Origin of the sequence: Streptomyces sp. NPDC056480 (assembly GCF_042795405.1) — a bacterium.
Taxonomy (GTDB): Bacteria; Actinomycetota; Actinomycetes; order Streptomycetales; family Streptomycetaceae; genus Streptomyces.
Genome location: NZ_JBHTSA010000008.1, coordinates 91,414 through 108,518, shown reverse-complemented (window position 1 = coordinate 108,518; position 17,105 = coordinate 91,414). Strand labels below are relative to the sequence as shown.

Annotated in this window: 15 protein-coding genes; 14 read left to right on the top strand and 1 reads right to left on the bottom strand. The window is 72.6% G+C overall.

The genetic code is table 11. The annotated features are described in order from the left end of the window. Position 1: 1 nt before the first annotated feature. The 3 genes from ACFQ79_RS06640 to ACFQ79_RS06630 are packed head-to-tail and all read left to right on the top strand — an operon-like array spanning position 2 to position 1,036. Positions 2–244: a DUF4244 domain-containing protein gene (locus tag ACFQ79_RS06640; RefSeq protein ID WP_383579802.1), complete on the top strand. Its 243-nt coding sequence runs from the start codon at positions 2–4 to the stop codon at positions 242–244. Then, positions 231–617, top strand: a complete 387-nt coding sequence (locus tag ACFQ79_RS06635; RefSeq protein ID WP_383579800.1) for a TadE family type IV pilus minor pilin — start codon at positions 231–233, stop codon at positions 615–617. Before ACFQ79_RS06640 ends, ACFQ79_RS06635 begins: the two co-directional genes overlap by 14 nt. Then, positions 614–1,036, top strand: coding sequence for an Rv3654c family TadE-like protein (locus tag ACFQ79_RS06630; protein WP_383579798.1), 423 nt, complete (start codon positions 614–616; stop codon positions 1,034–1,036). The genes ACFQ79_RS06635 and ACFQ79_RS06630 overlap by 4 nt, the downstream gene beginning before the upstream one ends. Here the strand turns inward: ACFQ79_RS06630 and ACFQ79_RS06625 are convergent. Continuing rightward, on the bottom strand, positions 930–3,455 hold the full coding sequence (locus ACFQ79_RS06625; RefSeq protein WP_383579796.1) for a DEAD/DEAH box helicase: 2,526 nt from the start codon (positions 3,453–3,455) through the stop codon (positions 930–932). The genes ACFQ79_RS06630 and ACFQ79_RS06625 overlap by 107 nt on opposite strands. Positions 3,456–3,536: 81 nt before the next feature. Here ACFQ79_RS06625 and ACFQ79_RS06620 point away from each other — a divergent pair, with 81 nt between their 5' ends. From ACFQ79_RS06620 to topA, 11 genes are all read left to right on the top strand, one after another. Continuing rightward, a complete protein-coding gene (locus ACFQ79_RS06620; RefSeq protein WP_015034520.1) occupies positions 3,537–3,890 on the top strand; it encodes an STAS domain-containing protein in 354 nt (117 codons plus the stop codon). Between the two features lie 15 nt (positions 3,891–3,905). Next, complete coding sequence (locus tag ACFQ79_RS06615; RefSeq protein WP_329280207.1) at positions 3,906–4,364, top strand: ATP-binding protein; 459 nt, start codon at positions 3,906–3,908, stop codon at positions 4,362–4,364. A 247-nt stretch (positions 4,365–4,611) separates the two neighbouring features. Then, positions 4,612–6,921, top strand: coding sequence for a sodium-translocating pyrophosphatase (locus tag ACFQ79_RS06610; protein WP_383579794.1), 2,310 nt, complete (start codon positions 4,612–4,614; stop codon positions 6,919–6,921). A 210-nt stretch (positions 6,922–7,131) separates the two neighbouring features. Further along, a complete protein-coding gene (locus ACFQ79_RS06605; RefSeq protein ID WP_383579792.1) occupies positions 7,132–7,797 on the top strand; it encodes a small secreted protein in 666 nt (221 codons plus the stop codon). A 225-nt stretch (positions 7,798–8,022) separates the two neighbouring features. Next, positions 8,023–9,585 (top strand): methyltransferase, encoded by a 1,563-nt coding sequence (locus tag ACFQ79_RS06600; protein ID WP_383579790.1) that lies wholly within the window; start codon positions 8,023–8,025, stop codon positions 9,583–9,585. Continuing rightward, the gene (locus ACFQ79_RS06595) at positions 9,582–10,586 is read left to right on the top strand and encodes an ArsR/SmtB family transcription factor (RefSeq protein ID WP_383579788.1); all 1,005 of its coding nucleotides are present in this window, start codon (positions 9,582–9,584) and stop codon (positions 10,584–10,586) included. The genes ACFQ79_RS06600 and ACFQ79_RS06595 overlap by 4 nt, the downstream gene beginning before the upstream one ends. A gap of 259 nt (positions 10,587–10,845) precedes the next feature. After that, positions 10,846–11,847 (top strand): ATP-binding cassette domain-containing protein, encoded by a 1,002-nt coding sequence (locus tag ACFQ79_RS06590; protein WP_383579786.1) that lies wholly within the window; start codon positions 10,846–10,848, stop codon positions 11,845–11,847. Next, positions 11,844–12,638 carry an ABC transporter permease gene (locus ACFQ79_RS06585; protein WP_383579784.1) on the top strand — a complete coding sequence of 265 codons (795 nt, stop codon included), beginning with the start codon at positions 11,844–11,846 and terminating at the stop codon, positions 12,636–12,638. Before ACFQ79_RS06590 ends, ACFQ79_RS06585 begins: the two co-directional genes overlap by 4 nt. A 44-nt stretch (positions 12,639–12,682) precedes the next feature. Next, positions 12,683–13,474, top strand: a complete 792-nt coding sequence (locus ACFQ79_RS06580) for an ABC transporter permease (protein WP_383579782.1) — start codon at positions 12,683–12,685, stop codon at positions 13,472–13,474. Positions 13,475–13,668: 194 nt separating this feature from the next. Continuing rightward, positions 13,669–13,866, top strand: a complete 198-nt coding sequence (locus ACFQ79_RS06575) for a hypothetical protein (protein WP_383579780.1) — start codon at positions 13,669–13,671, stop codon at positions 13,864–13,866. Between the two features lie 237 nt (positions 13,867–14,103). Then, complete coding sequence (gene topA / locus ACFQ79_RS06570) at positions 14,104–16,947, top strand: type I DNA topoisomerase (protein WP_383579778.1); 2,844 nt, start codon at positions 14,104–14,106, stop codon at positions 16,945–16,947. The last annotated feature ends 158 nt before the right edge of the window (positions 16,948–17,105 follow it).

Sequence of the window (17,105 nt, the reverse complement as noted above, 5' to 3'; positions counted from 1 at the left end):
CATGACACGACGAGAACGACGGATCGAGGAGTTCGGCATGGGTGTCAGGACGGCGATGGCCGGTTGGTGGCGGGCGCGGCGGGAGACGGCGCGCCGGGACGAGGGGATGACCACGTCCGAGTACGCGGTGGGGACGATCGCGGCGGCGGGGTTCGCCGCGGTCCTGTACAAGATCGTGACCAGCGGGGCGGTCTCGGGAGCCCTGGAGTCGGTGATCGGGAAGGCTCTCGATGCGCCGTTCTGACCGGGGTTTCGTGACCGTGGAGGCGGCGCTCGTGCTCCCCGTCCTCGCCCTCTTCACGGTCACCCTGCTCTGGGCGCTGGCGGCGGCCGCCGCACAGATCCGCTGTGTGGACGCGGCACGGGCCGGGGCCCGCGTCGCGGCCCGTGCCGAGCCCGTGGCCTCCGCCGAGTCGGCCGCGCGGGCCGCCGCGCCCGAGGGCGCCACGGTCGCCGTGACACGGTCGGGCGAGCTGTGGCGGGTGACGGTGGAGGCGGCCGCCCCGGGGCCCCGGGGCATGGGGCTGACCCTGCGGGCCGAGGCGGCGGCGCTCGCGGAGGACCCGATGATCGGCGGCCCGGCACCGGGCGCCCCGGTGGGCGGAGGCCCGCCGTGACGGCCGGCGCGCGCGGCCGGGACCGGGGCGCGGCGACCGTCTGGGCGGCGTTCGCGGCCTGTGCGCTGTGCGTGGTGTTCGGGGCGGTGCTCGCGCTCGGGCAGGCGGTGGCGGCCAGGCACCGGGCCGGCGGGGCGGCCGACCTGGCGGCGCTCGCCGCCGCCGACCGTGCGCTGTGGGGCGAGGCGGAGGCCTGTGCCGCCGCCGCCCGGGTGGCCGCCGCGCAGGGCGCCGAGCTGGTGGGCTGCGCGGTGCGGGGCGAGCTCGCTGAGGTGACCGCCCGGGTCGTACGCGGCCCCTACCGGCCGGAGGTCAGGTCCCGGGCGGGACCTCCGGCGCCTCCACCGGCGGCGTCTCGGGCCCTGGGGGTGTCTCCGGCGCCTCAGGTGCCTTCGGGGCCTCGCGGAGGATCTCCGTGAGAAGACGGACCGCGCCGCGCTTGTGGAGGGGGTCGTTGCCGTTGCCGCACTTCGGGGACTGGATGCAGGACGGGCAGCCCGCCTCGCATTCGCAGGAGGCGATGGCCTCCCGGGTGGCCGTCAGCCAGGCACGGGCCGTGTGGAAGGCGCGCTCGGCGAAGCCCGCACCGCCCGGGTGGCCGTCGTACACGAAGACGGTGGGCAGCAGGGTGTCCGGGTGGAGGGGCACGGAGACCCCGCCGATGTCCCAGCGGTCGCAGGTGGCGAAGAGCGGCAGCATGCCGATGGAGGCGTGCTCGGCGGCGTGCAGGGCGCCCCCGAGGATCTCCGGGGTGATCCGGGCGGCGTCGAGCTGGTCCTCCGTGACCGTCCACCACACGGCCCGGGTGCGCAGGGTGCGGGGCGGCAGGTCGAGCTTGGTCTCGCCGAGCACCTCGCCCGTGATCAGACGGCGGCGCAGGAAGGAGACGACCTGGTTGGTGACCTCGACGGAGCCGTAGCAGAGGCGGCCGGCTCCCCAGGGGATCTCGGTCTCGGTGTCCAGGACGGCGATGGAGGTGGTGTCGCGGGCGGTGGTGGAGTACGGCGGGACGGCCTCCTCCACGAGCGCCACGGAGTCCTTGAGGTCGAGCTCCCGCACCAGGTAGGTGCGGCCCTGGTGGAGGTGGACGGCGCCCTCGTGGACGGCCGTGTGGGAGGCGGCCTCGTCGACGGTGCCGAGCAGCCGGCCGGTGCCGGCCTCCACGATCCGGACGGGGCTGCCGCCGCCGCCCCGGATGTCCGTGAGGTCGGCGGCCCGCTCCCGGCGGGTCCAGTACCAGCCGGTGGAGCGGCGGCGCAGCAGGCCGGCGCCCTCCAGCTGGGGCAGCAGGTCGGGCACGGCCGGACCGAAGAGGGCCAGGTCCGCCTCGGTCAGCGGGAGCTCCGCGGCGGCGGCGCACAGATGGGGGGCGAGGACGTACGGGTTGTCCGGGTCGAGGACGGTCGACTCGACCGGCTGGTCGAAGATCGCCTCCGGGTGGTGGACCAGGAAGGTGTCCAGCGGGTCGTCGCGGGCGATCAGGATCGCCAGGGCGCCCTCGCCCGAACGGCCGGCGCGGCCCGCCTGCTGCCACAGGGAGGCCCGGGTGCCCGGGTATCCGGCGATCAGGACCGCGTCCAGGCCGGAGACGTCCACGCCCAGCTCCAGGGCGGTCGTGGCGGCCAGGCCGAGGAGCTCGCCGGAGTGCAGGGCCCGCTCCAGGGCCCGGCGCTCCTCGGGGAGGTAGCCGCCGCGGTAGGCGGCGACCCGGCGGGCGAGGGCGCGGTCGGTCTCGGCGAGGCGTTCCTGGGCGATCACCGAGATCAGCTCGGCGCCGCGCCGGGAGCGCACGAAGGCGACCGAGCGGACGCCCTGGCGGGTCAGGTCGGTCAGCAGGTCCGCGGTCTCGGCGGTGGCGGTGCGGCGCACGGGCGCGCCGCGCTCGCCGTGCAGCTCGGTCAGCGGCGGCTCCCACAGGGCGAAGACCAGCTCGCCGCGCGGGGAGGCGTCGTCGGAGACCTCGGTGACCGGCAGGCCGGTGAGGCGGCCGGCGGCGAGGGCGGGTTCGGCGGAGGTGGCGGAGGCGAGGAGGAAGACGGGCTCGGAGCCGTACCGGGCGCAGATCCGGCGCAGTCGCCGCAGCACCTGGGCGACGTGGGAGCCGAAGACGCCCCGGTAGGTGTGGCACTCGTCGATCACGACGTAGCGCAGGGAGCGCAGGAAGGAGGCCCACCTGGGGTGGGAGGGGAGTATGCCCCGGTGCAGCATGTCGGGGTTGGTCAGCACGTGGTTCGCGTACTGCCGGACCCATTCGCGTTCCTCGACGGGCGTGTCGCCGTCGTAGACGGCGGGGCGGATCCGGTTGCCGAGCGGGGCGGCCAGTTCCCGGACGGCGCGCCGCTGGTCGGCGGCGAGGGCCTTGGTGGGCGAGAGGTACAGGGCGGTGGTCCCGCGACCGTTCGGGGCCTCCGAGCCGTCCAGGAGGGTGCTGAGGACCGGGGCGAGGTAGGCGAGCGACTTGCCCGAGGCCGTGCCGGTGGCGATCACCACGTGCTCGCCGTCCAGGGCGTGCTCGGCGGCCTCCGCCTGGTGTGCCCAGGGGTGCTCGATTCCGGCCGCCTCGATCGCCGCGATCACCTCGGGACGGATGCGATGCGGCCAGACTGCATGACGACCCTCCCGGGCGGGCATGTGCTCCGTATGAGTGATGCGCGCGGCCCGGCTCTCGCCCGAGGAGAGCCGGTCGAGGACCATGCCGGGAGAGGGGCGGCTGCCCATGTCTCCGGCCGGTCTACGGGGGCGCTGATTCGTGGCCATCGGCACCGAGTGTGTCACTGCCATGACGGACAATGCTTCCAAGGCGTCGTGCATGGCTGCTGGTAAGTGATTGAATGCCATCGCGGCTGGCGATCAGTTCCCTGACTCCGCCCGGGAGACCCAGTGGGAACGATCGTTCGATAGCAAGGTGCTGGAGGATCCGTGGACCTGTCCCTGTCGACTCGCAATGTGTCCGGCGCTGGTGGTGACCGTACGGTCGTCGAGGTCGGTGGCGAGATTGATGTGTATACCGCGCCCAAGCTGCGCGAGCAGTTGGTCGAGTTGGTGAACGACGGCAGCTACCACCTGGTTGTCGACATGGAGGGCGTGGACTTCCTCGACTCCACCGGACTCGGTGTGCTCGTGGGCGGCCTGAAGCGCGTTCGCGCCCATGAGGGCTCGCTGCGTCTGGTCTGCAACCAGGAGCGCATTCTGAAGATTTTCCGGATCACGGGTCTCACCAAGGTGTTCCCGATCCACACCTCGGTCGACGAGGCCGTCAACGCCGTCGACTGAGCCCAGGGGGTTCGTATGGCCACCGTTGAACTCCGCTTCAGCGCTCAGCCCGAGCACGTCCGTACGGCCCGCCTGGTGGCGGCCGCGGTCGCGCGCCGGGCCGGGGTGGACGAGGCGGTCCTCGACGAGGTGCGGCTCGCCGTGGGCGAGGCGTGTTCGCGTGCCGTCGGGCTGCACCGCAGCAACGACGTGACGACGCCCATCAGGGTCGTGCTGACCGAGGAGGAGAAGACGTTCTCCATCGAGGTCGGCGACGAGGTCCCGGGTGCGGGGGTCGCGGCGGCCGATGCCGCCGGTGTCCCCGGCGCGCGGGCCGCGGCCCCGGCCGAGGAATTCGACGACGCCGACGGTGAGGACGAGATGGGGCTCGCGGTGATCCGCGGGCTCGTCGACGATGTCGAGGTGAGCGCCGGCGAGGACGGCGGCACCATCCGGATGAGCTGGCCGGTGAACTCGGCGGACATCCTGTCCTGACCCGCATGGAGCCTTGGCCCGTATGGAGTCCTGACCCGTACGGAGCCACGAAGTGCGACGAGAAGAGGCCCTGCCCCGCAGGGCCTCTTCTCGTCGTGCCGAAACCGCCCCGCCGCCTGGAACCGCCCGGTACCCGCCGACCCGCCCCTCGGCCCCCCTCGCCCCCCTCGTTCCCTGATTGGTGCATCCGCGCGGGGGTTTCCGGCATCCCCGTACGTGCCGGTTTGTCTCCCTATGATCCGTCCCCATGTACCCCACATCTCTCGCCGCGGCGGTGCTCACGAGCGGGAACCGGACGATCGTGTACGCCGTCGGCGCCGTCGCCCTCGCCGCGCTGGTCGTCGCGCGGCTCCTCGTCCGCCAGGTGCTCAGGGCAGGTGAGGGCACCGAGCGGATGAGGGAGATCGCAGCCGCCGTGCAGGAGGGGGCCAACGCCTACCTCGCGAGGCAGCTGCGGACCGTCGGCGTCTTCGCGGTCGCGGTGTTCTTCCTGCTGATGCTGCTGCCCGCGGACAACTGGTCGCAGCGCGCCGGACGTTCCCTGTTCTTCCTGGTGGGGGCCCTCTTCTCGGCGGTCACCGGGTACATCGGCATGCGGCTCGCCGTACGGGCCAACGTGCGGGTCGCCGCGGCGGCCCGGGAGGCCACGCCGGCCGAGGGCGAACCCGAGAAGAACCTGACGGAGGTGGCCCACCGGGCCACCCGGATCGCGTTCCGTACCGGCGGGGTCGTCGGCATGTGCACGGTGGGCCTCGGACTGCTCGGGGCCGTGTGCGTCGTGCTCGTCTACGCCGCCGACGCGCCCAAGGTGCTGGAGGGATTCGGACTCGGTGCCGCGCTCATCGCCATGTTCATGCGCGTGGGCGGCGGCATCTTCACCAAGGCCGCCGACGTCGGCGCCGACCTGGTCGGCAAGGTCGAGCAGGGCATCCCAGAGGACGACCCGCGCAACGCGGCCACCATCGCCGACAACGTGGGCGACAACGTCGGCGACTGCGCGGGCATGGCGGCCGACCTCTTCGAGTCGTACGCCGTCACCCTGGTCGCCGCGCTGATCCTCGGGATGGCGGCCTTCGGCGACCACGGCCTGGCGTTTCCCCTGATCGTGCCCGCGATCGGGGTGATCACCGCGGTGATCGGCATCTTCGCCGTCTCCCCGCGGCGCTCCGACCGCGGCGGGATGAGCGCGATCAACCGCGGATTCCTCGTCTCCGCCGTGATCTCGCTCGCCGGAGTCGCCGTCGCGGCCTTCCTGTACCTGCCCTCCTCCTACGCCGAGCTCGAGGGCGTCACCGAGCCGGGCATCCGCGAGCACGCCGGTGATCCCCGCGTGCTCGCCCTGGTCGCCGTCGCCCTCGGCATCGTGCTCGCCGCGCTCATCCAGCAGCTCACCGGCTACTTCACGGAGACGAGCCGCCGACCGGTCAGGGACGTCGGCAAGTCCTCGCTCACCGGCGCCGCGACCGTCGTCCTCGCGGGCGTGGCCCTGGGCATGGAGTCCGCCGTCTACACGGCGCTCCTGATCGGCCTCACCGTGTACGGGGCGTTCCTGCTCGGCGGTTCCTCGATCATGCTCGCGCTGTTCGCGGTCGCCCTCGCCGGCACGGGCCTGCTCACCACCGTCGGCGTGATCGTCGCCATGGACACCTTCGGCCCGGTCGCCGACAACGCCCAGGGCATCGCGGAGATGTCCGGGGACGTACGGGGGGCGGGGGCCCAAGTCCTCACCGATCTGGACGCCGTCGGCAACACGACGAAGGCCATCACCAAGGGCATCGCCATCGCCACCGCCGTCCTCGCGGCCGCGGCGCTGTTCGGCTCGTACCGGGACGCCATCGCCACCTCGGTCGTCGAGGTCGGCGCCAAGGCGAACGAGCTGACCCTCTCGATGGACATCTCCCAGCCCAACAACCTCTTCGGCCTGATCCTCGGCTCGGCGGTCGTGTTCCTCTTCTCGGGGCTCGCGATCAACGCCGTGTCGCGGTCGGCGGGATCGGTGGTCTACGAGGTGCGGCGGCAGTTCCGCGAGCACCCCGGGATCATGAACTTCACCGAGAAACCCGAGTACGGACGGGTCGTCGACATCTGCACCAAGGACGCGCTGCGCGAACTCGCCACGCCCGGGCTGCTCGCGGTGATGGCTCCGATCGCGGTGGGCTTCGCGCTGGGCGTCGGCGCGCTCGGCGCGTACCTCGCGGGCGCGATCGGCACGGGCGCCCTGATGGCCGTCTTCCTCGCCAACTCCGGTGGCGCCTGGGACAACGCGAAGAAGCTGGTCGAGGACGGCAACCACGGCGGCAAGGGCAGCGAGGCGCACGAGGCGACCGTCATCGGGGACACGGTCGGCGATCCGTTCAAGGACACGGCGGGTCCGGCGATCAACCCGCTCCTCAAGGTGATGAACCTGGTCGCGCTGCTCATCGCCCCGGCGGTCGTGCGGTTCAGCTACGGCGGCGACGCGAGCGCCGGGCTCCGGGCGGCGGTCGCGGGGGTCGCGCTGATCGTCGTCATCGCCGCGGTACGGGTCTCCAAGAGGCGTTCCGTGACGGTGTCCTGACGTGGCGTCCGTACGTGCTCCGCGCGCGGGGTCCGAACCGGCTCCGGTACGTGGTGTCCGTCTCATTCCCGGGCGCGTCGGAGGTGCGTGAGACGTCTCTCCCTTGGGTCAAAAGACTGCAATACGGGTCGAATCGGTCGCACGAAAGGTGGAAGTAGCCCGTTCGGCGTGTATGTTCCGGGGCCGAGAGCCTTGGAAGGGACCGATCCGGTGAACAAGAAGCTTGCGGCCGCACTGTCCGGCGGCGCGGTACTCGTGCTCGCGCTGTCCGGTTGCAGCGACGACGAGGGCAACAAGGTGGACGACTGGGCGAAGACGTTCTGCGACCAGGCCAAGCCCCAGATCCAGAAGCGGGCCGACGCCCACCAGATCATCATCTCGACGGCCGCGGACAGCAAGCCCGCCGACATCCAGGCGGCCGACTCGAAGGCGTTCCAGGACATCGCCGACGCCGACCGGGCGCTGGCCAAGGCCGTCGAGGGCGCCGGGGCCCCGCCCGTCGAGAACGGCGAGAAGGTCCAGCAGGACGCGATCAAGGAGCTCAACGCGACCGCGTTGGCGTACGAGGGCCTCAAGAAGCAGGTCGACGCGCTGGACCCGACGAACCAGCAGAAGTTCGCGGACGGTCTCCAGGGTGTCGCCGACGGGCTGACCAAGATCGAGAAGATGGACCAGAACGCCCTGTCCAAGCTGGAGGAGGGCGAGCTGGGCCAGGCGATGGCCAAGCAGCCCGGCTGCCAGAAGCCCACGGCCTCGACCCCGCCGAAGGCCACCGGCTCGGCGTCCCCGCAGCCCGGCTCCACGGCCTCCGGCTCCTCAGACAAGGCCTCGTCGAAGCCGGCCAAGCCGACCGCGTCGGCCAAGACCGAGGAGTAGTCCCGCCCGGGCCGTCCGCCGGGGCCGTCCGCCTGGGACCTCCCGCGCGGGACCTCCAGCCCGGGCCGTCCGCCCGGGCCGTCTGCCCGGGACCTCCCGCCCCTACCCGGTGGCAGCGGCGAACCGCTGCGCGCCGCCGGGCCGGCGGCCGTCCTCGGCCGGTCCGTCGGCGCCCGCCGCCGGGTCGGCCGCCCGGTTGTCGGTGGCGGCGGTCACAATGGAGCGGTGAGTACGACCAGCCTGCCTCCCCGCCTCCCCGTGCCCGCGCACGCCGCCCGTCTGCGCGAGACGCTGCTCGCCGCCGACTTCACCGCCGACGGACTCCTCGACCTGCTCGGCGCCCCGGCCTACGCCGCGCTCGCGCGCAGCGAGACCGTGCCGGCGCTGCGCGCCACCCGCGGTGACTCCCCGCTGGAGACCCTCGTCCGGCTCTTCCTGCTCCAGCAGGGCGTCGGACACGAGCGGGCCGCCGCCGCGCTCCCGCTCGACGAGGCCCTCGCCGACGGCTGGGTCGTCCGCGAGGACGACACCGTCTCCGCCACGGTCGACATCCGGCCGTACGGCGGGCCCGAGGGCGAGGACTGGTTCATCGTCTCCGACCTGGGCTGCGCCGTCGGCGGAGCCGGCGGGATCGGCAAGAAGGACGAAGGGGTCGTGCTCGGCGTCGGCGGTGCCTCCACCACCCTCGCCGGGATCACGGTCCGTACGCCGGTGTCCTCCGCGCTCGACCTCGGCACCGGCTCCGGCATCCAGGCGCTGCACGCCGCCCAGCACGCCACCCTGGTCACGGCCACCGACCTCAACCCGCGCGCCCTGGACTTCACGCGGCTCACCCTCGCGCTCTCCGGGGCCCGGGAGGCCGAGCTGCTGACCGGCTCGCTCTTCGAGCCGGTCGACGGGGACACGTACGACCTGATCGTCTCCAACCCGCCGTTCGTGATCTCCCCCGGCGCCCGGCTCACCTACCGGGACGGCGGGATGGGCGGCGACGACCTGTGCCGCACGCTGGTGCAGCAGGCCGGCGACCGGCTCAACGACGGCGGATACGCCCAGTTCCTCGCCAACTGGCAGCACGTCGAGGGCGAGGAGTGGCAGGACAGGCTCCGGTCCTGGGTGCCCGCGGGCTGCGACGCCTGGATCGTGCAGCGCGAGGTCCAGGACATCACCCAGTACGCCGAGCTGTGGCTGCGCGACAGCGGCGACCATCGCGGCGACCCGGACGCGTACGGCGAGGCGTACGGGCGCTGGCTCGACGAGTTCGAGGCCCGCAAGACCCGCGCGGTGGGCTTCGGCTGGATCACCATCCGGCGGAACGGGGCCGTCGCGTCCGGCGCCGTCGAGCCGTCCATCGTCGTCGAGGAGTGGCCGCACCCCGTCGAGCAGCCCCTCGGCCCCACCGTCCTCGCCCACTTCGAGCGCCAGGACTATCTCCGCTCCCACGACGACGCGGCGCTCCTCGCCGACCGGTTCACGCTCGCGTCCGAGGTCGTGCAGGAGCAGGTCGGACTCCCCGGCGCCGAGGACCCGGAGCATGTCGTGCTCCGGCAGAACCGGGGCATGCGCCGGGCCACCCGGGTCGACCACGTCGGCGCCGGGTTCGCCGGGGTCTGCGACGGGACCCTCAGCGCGGGCCGCATCCTCGACGCGATCGGGCAGCTGATGGGCGAGGACCCGGTGATACTGCGGGACCGCACCCCGCAGGCGATCCGGCTGCTCGTGGAGGAGGGCTTCCTGCTGCCCGTCGCGGAGGGGGACGGCGCGTCGGCCGCGGAGGGGGACGGCGCTTGATACGGATCGAGCTGGACGAGGCCTCGCTCGGGGCGACGCGGATCGCGATCAGCCCGCTGCGGGACGCGTTCTGCTCGATGCACCTCGCGCTGCCGCACCGCCACCCCTCCTGGCCGTACCAGGAGTGGGTCGGGCAGGCGCGGGAGGTGTGGCGCGAGGACGACCGGCTCCGGCCGTTGTGGGACCTGTTCGTCGAGGGGCGGTGCGAGGTCTCCGACTTCCTGCTGCCCCGGCCGTTCGGCACGGTCAACGTCCACGAGGAGCTGGCCGCGCTGCGGGCCACCGACCCGGAGTTCGTCCGGGCCCAGGTGGCCGTCTGCTACCCGGGCATGGCCGACGAGCCCTTCGTTCAGCCCTATCTGATGGACCCGGAGGCCGCCTGCGCGGCGCTCGCCGACGCGTACGCGGCCTACTGGGAGGGGGCGATCGAGCCGTACTGGCCGACGATGCGGCGGCTGGTCGAGGACGAAGTGCTCGTCCGCGCCAGGACGTTCGCGACCGAGGGGGTCGACGCGCTGTTCGCAGGTCTGGAGACCCGGGGGCGGTGGCAGCGGCCCGTCCTCGAACTCACCAAGTACATCGACGCGGAGTACGCGCCCGGTGAGCGGCGTCTCGTCCTCGTGCCGCTGGTCTTCGCCGAGGGCTGCCGGCTGTACTCGACGGACGACCCCGAGGTGTTCGCGCTCAGCTTCCAGGCCCGGGGCGCCGGCGCCCTGCGCGAACCGCCCGAGCCCGTCGCCGAGGACCGGCTGGGGCTGATGCTCGGCCGCGGCCGGGCGGCGGTCCTGCGCGAGCTGGGCGGGCCGCTGACCACGGCGGGCCTCGCCGACCGCCTCGGCCTCGCGCCCAGCACGGTCTCCGAGCACCTGTCGGTGCTCGCGGAGGCGGGTGTCGTGACCCGCCACCGGGTCGGCCGCTCGGTGTACTACCAGCTGACGGACACCGGCCGTTCGCTGCTCGCGCTGCTCGCCGGGGAGGGCGTCCTCACAGCCGTGGCCTGACGCGGGGCCGTGGCCGACGCCGGGCTGTGGCCGACGCCGGGCTGTGGCGCACGCCGGGCTGTGGCGCCTACGCAGGGCCGTGGCCCACGCCGTGCTGTGGCCGACGCCAGACGCCGGGCCGTGCCCCACGCCCAGCCCTGGCCTGACGCTGGCCCGTGGCCCACGCCGTGCCCTGGCCGGACGCCTGGCCGGGGTCTGACGATTCGGGGCGTTCCGAATCGATGGCCGGGTCCCTTGCCGGGCTCCTACCGTCCGGCGCATGCTCGCAATCGAGGCGGACGCGCTGCGCCGCACCTTCACCGGCAGGACCGGGTGGCCGAAGTCCCGGCGGACCGAGACCGAGGCCGTCCGCGGCGTCACGTTCGACGTGGCGCCCGGGGAGCTGTTCGGGCTCCTCGGGCCCAACGGTGCCGGGAAGACCACCACCATCAAGATGCTCAACACCCTGCTCCTGCCGACCTCCGGCACGGCCCGGGTGTTCGGCCACGACGTCGCCCGCGACCCCGTCGCCGTACGCCGCAGGATCGGGTACGTCTTCGGCGGCGACCGGGGCCTGTACGACCGGCTCTCCGCGCTCGACAACCTCCGGTACTTCGCCGAGCTGTACGCCGTCCCCGCCCGCGTACAGAGGCGCCGCATCACCGAACTCCTCGACCTGGTGGGCCTCCTGGGCCGGGAGAAGGAGCGCGTCGAGGGCTACTCGCGCGGCATGCGGCAGCGCCTCCACATCGCCCGCGGCCTGCTCCACCGCCCCGACGTCCTCTTCCTCGACGAGCCGTCCATCGGCGTCGACCCCGTCGCCGCCCGCGATCTGCGCCGTACGGTCGCCGACCTGGCCGCCGCCGGGACGACCGTCCTGCTCACCACCCACTACATGGCCGAGGCGGACGAGCTCTGCGACCGGATCGCCGTCATCGCGGGCGGCCGGATCCGCGCCCTCGGCACCCCCGACAGTCTCAAGTCCCGCGTACGGGACCGGGATGTCCTGGAGATCGAGGCCTACGGCGTCGACGACGAGCGGCTCGACCGGCTGCGGCGGGTGCCCGGTGTCCGGGGCGTGTCCGCCGAGGACCGGGGCGCCCTGCAGACCGTGACCGTGCAGACCGGGCGGGGGGCCGCCGAACTGCACGGACCGGTCCTCGCCGCGCTCGACGGCGTGCGGATCGGCCGGGTCACCAGCCGCGAACCGTCCCTGGAGGACGCCTACATCGCGATCGTGGAGGACACGGCGGGCGCCGCGAAGGAGGTGACGCCGGCATGAGCGGCCGTACCGTCGCCCCGCGCCGCGTCCCGCGCCTGATCCTCGTCGGAGTCCGCACACACGTCTCGTACATGTCGCGCTCACCGATCGAGATCACCTTCGCCGTCCTCGTCCCCCTCGTCTACGCGACCCTCGCCGTCTACCTGTTCCGCGCCGCGGGGGACCCCGACCGGCTGCTGACCGCCTCCGTCGGGGCCGGTCTCATGGGCATCTGGGGCTCGGTGCTCTTCGGTTCGGGCGGCGCGGTGCAGAACCAGCGCTGGCTCGGCACCCTGGAGACCCTGGTCGTCGCGCCGACGCCGCTCGCGCTCGTCCTGCTCCCGATCACCCTGGCGACCGCCGTCATCGGTACGTACGCGATGGGCGCGACCGTCCTGTGGGGCGTCCTCCTCTTCGACGTGCCCCTGGACTTCGCGCACCCGCTGCTCTTCCTGGTCGCCGTCCCGGTGTGCGTGCTCGCGCTCGGCATGACCGGGCTGCTGCTCGCCGCCACGTTCGTCCTGCTGCGCAACGCCAACGCGCTCGCCAACCCGCTCGACACCCCCGTGTGGCTGCTCTCCGGGCTGCTCGTGCCCGTCACCGTGCTGCCCGCCTGGACCCACCCGGTCTCCTGGGCCCTGCCCACGACCTGGGGCGCGCGGGCCGTGCACGCGGCGACCTCCGGCGGCGACGTGCTCACGCCCCTGCTGGCCGCCGCCGGGCTCGGCGCCGGGTACGCCCTGGCCGCCGTCCTCGTCCTCGGGCGGGTGGAGCGCCGGGCGCGCGCCGCCGCGACCCTCGCCCTCACGTGAGACCGCCCAGAACCCTCCCCCGACCTTCGAGAGGCACGACACCCATGTTCCGTTTCCTCGGCACCGCGCGGCTCGTCGTCGTCGGCGGGGCGATCTCCTACCGGGCCCTCTTCAACTGGACGACCCCGCCGATGTTCATCGGAACCCTGCTGGTCGGGCCGCTCCTCCAGGTCTTCTTCTTCGTCTACCTGGGGCGGGAACTGGGGGTCGCCGACGACCGTTTCCACCTCGTGGGGAACGCCGTCCTCGCGGCTTCCGCCTCCTGCGTGTACGGCGGCACGATGGCCGTCGCCAACGAGCGCCGGTACGGCACGCTCGGCGCGGTCCTGCTCTCGCCGCGGCGCCGGGTCCCGCTGTGGACCGGGCGCGCCCTGCCGTACGTGCTCAACGGGCTGTTCGTCAGCGCCTTCGTGCTCACCGCCGCCTCGCTCGTCCTCGGGCTCCCCGTGCCCGCCGGGGCGCTGCCCGGTCTCGGCCTCGTCCTGCTCGTCGCGGCCGGTGCGTGCTCGGCGTTCGGGCTCGCGCTCGGCGCGCTCGGGCTCCGCTTCCGTGATGTGTTCCTGGTGTCGAACGTGGCCAGTTCCGTACTGCTCCTGCTGACCGGCGCGGCCGTACCCCGGGAGACGCTGCCGGGGTGGATGCGGGCCGCCGGTGAGCTGCTGCCGCTCACGCACGCGGCGGACGCGGCGCGCGGGCTGACCGCCGGCGGCGGTCTCGACGGCTCAGTGCTCGGGGCCGAGCTCGCCGTGGGCGCCGGCTGGGGGCTGCTCGCCGTCGTCCTGCTCGGTGTCTTCGAGCGGGGCAGCCGCCGCCGGGCCACCCTCGACACGATGTGACAGAAGAGACGGGCGAGCAGGCCGAGAACGGCGAGGACTGCGTGAAGTGACGAGTGGGTCACTACCGGCCATCTTCGTGAAACCGTACGGGACGCTCCGCGTCGTTCACCCGGAATTCGCACCCACGACGCCGGGAGGTGTCAGCCTCGGCTGCGGGAGACCAACACCGCACGTGAACGGAACGGGGTACGGGCATGGAGAGCGGGCCGGCGATCTTCGCGGGGGCGGCGTTCACGCTGTTCGGAGGCGCGCTGCTGCTGTGGACCGCCGTGCGGACACTGCACGGCGAGCCCGTCGCCCACGGGGTCGCCCCGCGTGCCGCCGTCGCGCTGACGAGCGTCTTCGGCGCCGCCTTCCTCGTCCTCGGCGTCTGGTGCTTCGGCCGCCTCTGACCCCCTCGCCGATCTCCTCCTGATCATGCCGCGCCCCGCCCGACCGGGAGTCCGGGCGGCAGGAATGCCAGGACTCGGGTTACCGTTCGAGTGGCCGTTGCGGGCTTTCGCCGTTTGACACGGGGGCGGGTTGTACCGTCACACTCCGCAGCGACGGGAGCGTCACCGTCCGTGCCGCTGCCGTGCGTGCCAGCGCCGTACGTGCCAGAGAGTGTCGATCCGGAGAGAAGAGCGAAGTTGTCCCCGACCAGCGAAGCCGCACACGGCGGCCGCCGACTCGTCATCGTCGAGTCGCCTGCCAAGGCGAAGACGATCAAGGGCTACCTCGGCCCCGGCTACGTCGTCGAGGCGAGCGTCGGGCACATCCGAGACCTCCCCAGCGGCGCCGCCGAGGTGCCCGAGAAGTACACCGGCGAGGTGCGCCGCCTCGGCGTCGACGTCGAGCACGACTTCCAGCCCATCTATGTCGTCAACGCCGACAAGAAGGCGCAGGTCAGGAAACTCAAGGAGCTCCTCGCCGAATCCGACGAGCTCTTCCTCGCCACCGATGAGGACCGCGAGGGCGAGGCCATCGCGTGGCACCTCCAGGAAGTCCTGAAGCCCAAGGTCCCGGTCCACCGGATGGTCTTCCACGAGATCACCAAGGACGCAATCCGCGAGGCCGTCGCCAACCCGCGCGAGCTGAACCAGCGCATGGTCGACGCCCAGGAGACCCGCCGTATCCTCGACCGCCTCTACGGCTACGAGGTCTCGCCGGTCCTGTGGAAGAAGGTCATGCCGAAGCTGTCGGCCGGCCGCGTCCAGTCGGTGGCCACCCGCCTCGTCGTCGAGCGGGAGCGCGAGCGCATCGCCTTCCGTTCCGCCGAGTACTGGGACCTCACCGGCACCTTCGCCACCGGCCGCACCGGTGACGCCTCCGACCCGTCGCAGCTGGTCGCGCGCCTCGCGGCGGTCGACGGCAAGCGGGTCGCGCAGGGTCGTGACTTCGGCGCCGACGGCCGGCTGAAGAGCGACAGCGTCCTCCACCTGGACGAGACGAACGCCCGCGCCCTGGCCGCCGCGCTCGCCGACACCGCGTTCGCGGTGCGCTCGGTCGAGTCGAAGCCGTACCGCCGCTCCCCGTACGCCCCCTTCCGCACGACCACCCTCCAGCAGGAGGCGAGCCGCAAGCTGGGCTTCGGCGCGAAGGCGACCATGCAGGTGGCGCAGAAGCTGTACGAGAACGGCTTCATCACCTACATGCGTACGGACTCCACGATCCTCTCCGACACCGCCGTCTCGGCGGCGCGGGCGCAGGTCACGCAGCTCTACGGCGCCGACTACCTGCCGGAGAAGCCGCGCGTCTACGCGGGCAAGGTCAAGAACGCGCAGGAGGCGCACGAGGCGATCCGTCCTTCGGGTGATCGTTTCCGCACCCCCGCGGAGACCGGTCTGACCGGCGACCAGTTCCGGCTGTACGAGCTCATCTGGAAGCGGACCGTCGCCTCCCAGATGAAGGACGCCACCGGAAACTCGGTCACCGTGAAGATCGGCGGCCGGGCCGCCGACGGCCGTGACGCCGAGTTCAGCGCCTCCGGCAAGACGATCACCTTCCACGGCTTCATGAAGGCCTACGTCGAGGGCGCGGACGACCCGAACGCGGAGCTCGACGACCGCGAGCGGCGCCTGCCGCAGGTCGCCGAGGGCGACGCGCTGACCGCCGACGAGATCACCGTGGACGGCCACGCGACCAAGCCGCCGGCCCGCTACACCGAGGCCTCGCTGGTCAAGGAGCTGGAAGAGCGGGAGATCGGCCGCCCGTCGACGTACGCGTCGATCATCGGCACGATCCTCGACCGCGGCTACGTCTTCAAGAAGGGCACGGCCCTCGTGCCGTCCTTCCTGAGCTTCGCCGTCGTCAACCTCCTGGAGACGCACTTCGGGCGGCTCGTCGACTACGACTTCACCGCCCGGATGGAGGACGACCTCGACCGCATCGCCCGCGGTGAGGCCAAGTCCGTGCCGTGGCTGAAGCGTTTCTACTTCGGCGAGGGCGAGGCCGGTACGGCCGCCTCCGGCGGTGCCGCGGACGCCGGAAACGGCGACGGGGACCACCTCGGCGGCCTCAAGGAGCTCGTCACCGACCTCGGTGCGATCGACGCCCGTGAGATCTCCTCCTTCCCCGTCGGCAACGACATCGTGCTCCGCGTCGGCCGCTACGGCCCCTACGTCGAGCGCGGCGAGAAGGAGGCCGAGGGCCACCAGCGCGCCGACGTCCCCGAGGAGCTCGCACCCGACGAGCTGACCGTCGAGCTCGCCGAGGAGCTGCTCGCCAAGCCGAGCGGCGACTTCGAGCTGGGCGCCGACCCGGTCAGCGGCAACCAGATCGTCGCGAAGGACGGCCGCTACGGCCCGTACGTCACGGAGATCCTTCCCGAGGGCACCCCGAAGACCGGCAAGAACGCGGTGAAGCCGCGTACGGCCTCCCTCTTCAAGTCGATGTCCCTCGACACCGTCACCCTGGAGGACGCGCTCCGGCTGATGTCCCTGCCCAGGGTCGTCGGCGCGGACGCCGAGGGCGTCGAGATCACCGCGCAGAACGGCCGCTACGGCCCGTACCTGAAGAAGGGCACGGACTCGCGGTCGCTCACCGAGGAGGAGCAGCTCTTCACGATCACCCTCGAAGAGGCGCTCGCGATCTACGCCCAGCCGAAGCAGCGGGGCCGGGCCGCGGCCAAGCCGCCGCTGAAGGAGCTGGGCACCGACCCGGTCAGCGAGAAGCCCGTGGTCGTCAAGGACGGCCGCTTCGGCCCGTACGTGACGGACGGCGAGACCAACGCCACCCTGCGGACCGGCGACAGCGTGGAGGAGATCACGCCGGAGCGCGGTTACGAGCTGCTCGCGGAGAAGCGGGCCAAGGGACCGGCGAAGAAGGCCGCCAAGAAGGCACCGGCCAAGAAGGCGACCACCGCGAAGAAGACCGCCACGAAGACCGCGGCGAAGAAGACCACGACGGCCGTGAAGAAGACGGCCGCGAAGAAGACGACGACGGCCAAGAAGACGACCGCCGCGAAGAAGACGGCGGCCGCGAAGCCGGAGTAGCCGGCCCGGGAACGAACGGTTCCGACGGGGGTGGAGGCAGCAGCAACCCACCCCCGCGCGAGGTGAGTGGTTATTGTAGTGTTAGTAATTTCAAAAGCACGTGAGGCTGTTTGGGGCGTGGCCACGGGGAGAAAAGACGTAGGGAAAGCGTTGTCCGA

Bases quoted from the DNA above. Each gene is read 5' to 3' on its own strand.
- ACFQ79_RS06640 (WP_383579802.1), top strand. From the start codon at position 2: ATGACACGACGAGAACGACGGATCGAGGAGTTCGGCATGGGTGTCAGG.
- ACFQ79_RS06635 (WP_383579800.1), top strand. From the start codon at position 231: ATGCGCCGTTCTGACCGGGGTTTCGTGACCGTGGAGGCGGCGCTCGTG.
- ACFQ79_RS06625 (WP_383579796.1), bottom strand. From the start codon at position 3,455: ATGGCATTCAATCACTTACCAGCAGCCATGCACGACGCCTTGGAAGCA.
- ACFQ79_RS06615 (WP_329280207.1), top strand. From the start codon at position 3,906: ATGGCCACCGTTGAACTCCGCTTCAGCGCTCAGCCCGAGCACGTCCGT.
- ACFQ79_RS06610 (WP_383579794.1), top strand. From the start codon at position 4,612: ATGTACCCCACATCTCTCGCCGCGGCGGTGCTCACGAGCGGGAACCGG.
- ACFQ79_RS06590 (WP_383579786.1), top strand. From the start codon at position 10,846: ATGCTCGCAATCGAGGCGGACGCGCTGCGCCGCACCTTCACCGGCAGG.
- ACFQ79_RS06585 (WP_383579784.1), top strand. From the start codon at position 11,844: ATGAGCGGCCGTACCGTCGCCCCGCGCCGCGTCCCGCGCCTGATCCTC.
- ACFQ79_RS06580 (WP_383579782.1), top strand. From the start codon at position 12,683: ATGTTCCGTTTCCTCGGCACCGCGCGGCTCGTCGTCGTCGGCGGGGCG.
- ACFQ79_RS06575 (WP_383579780.1), top strand. From the start codon at position 13,669: ATGGAGAGCGGGCCGGCGATCTTCGCGGGGGCGGCGTTCACGCTGTTC.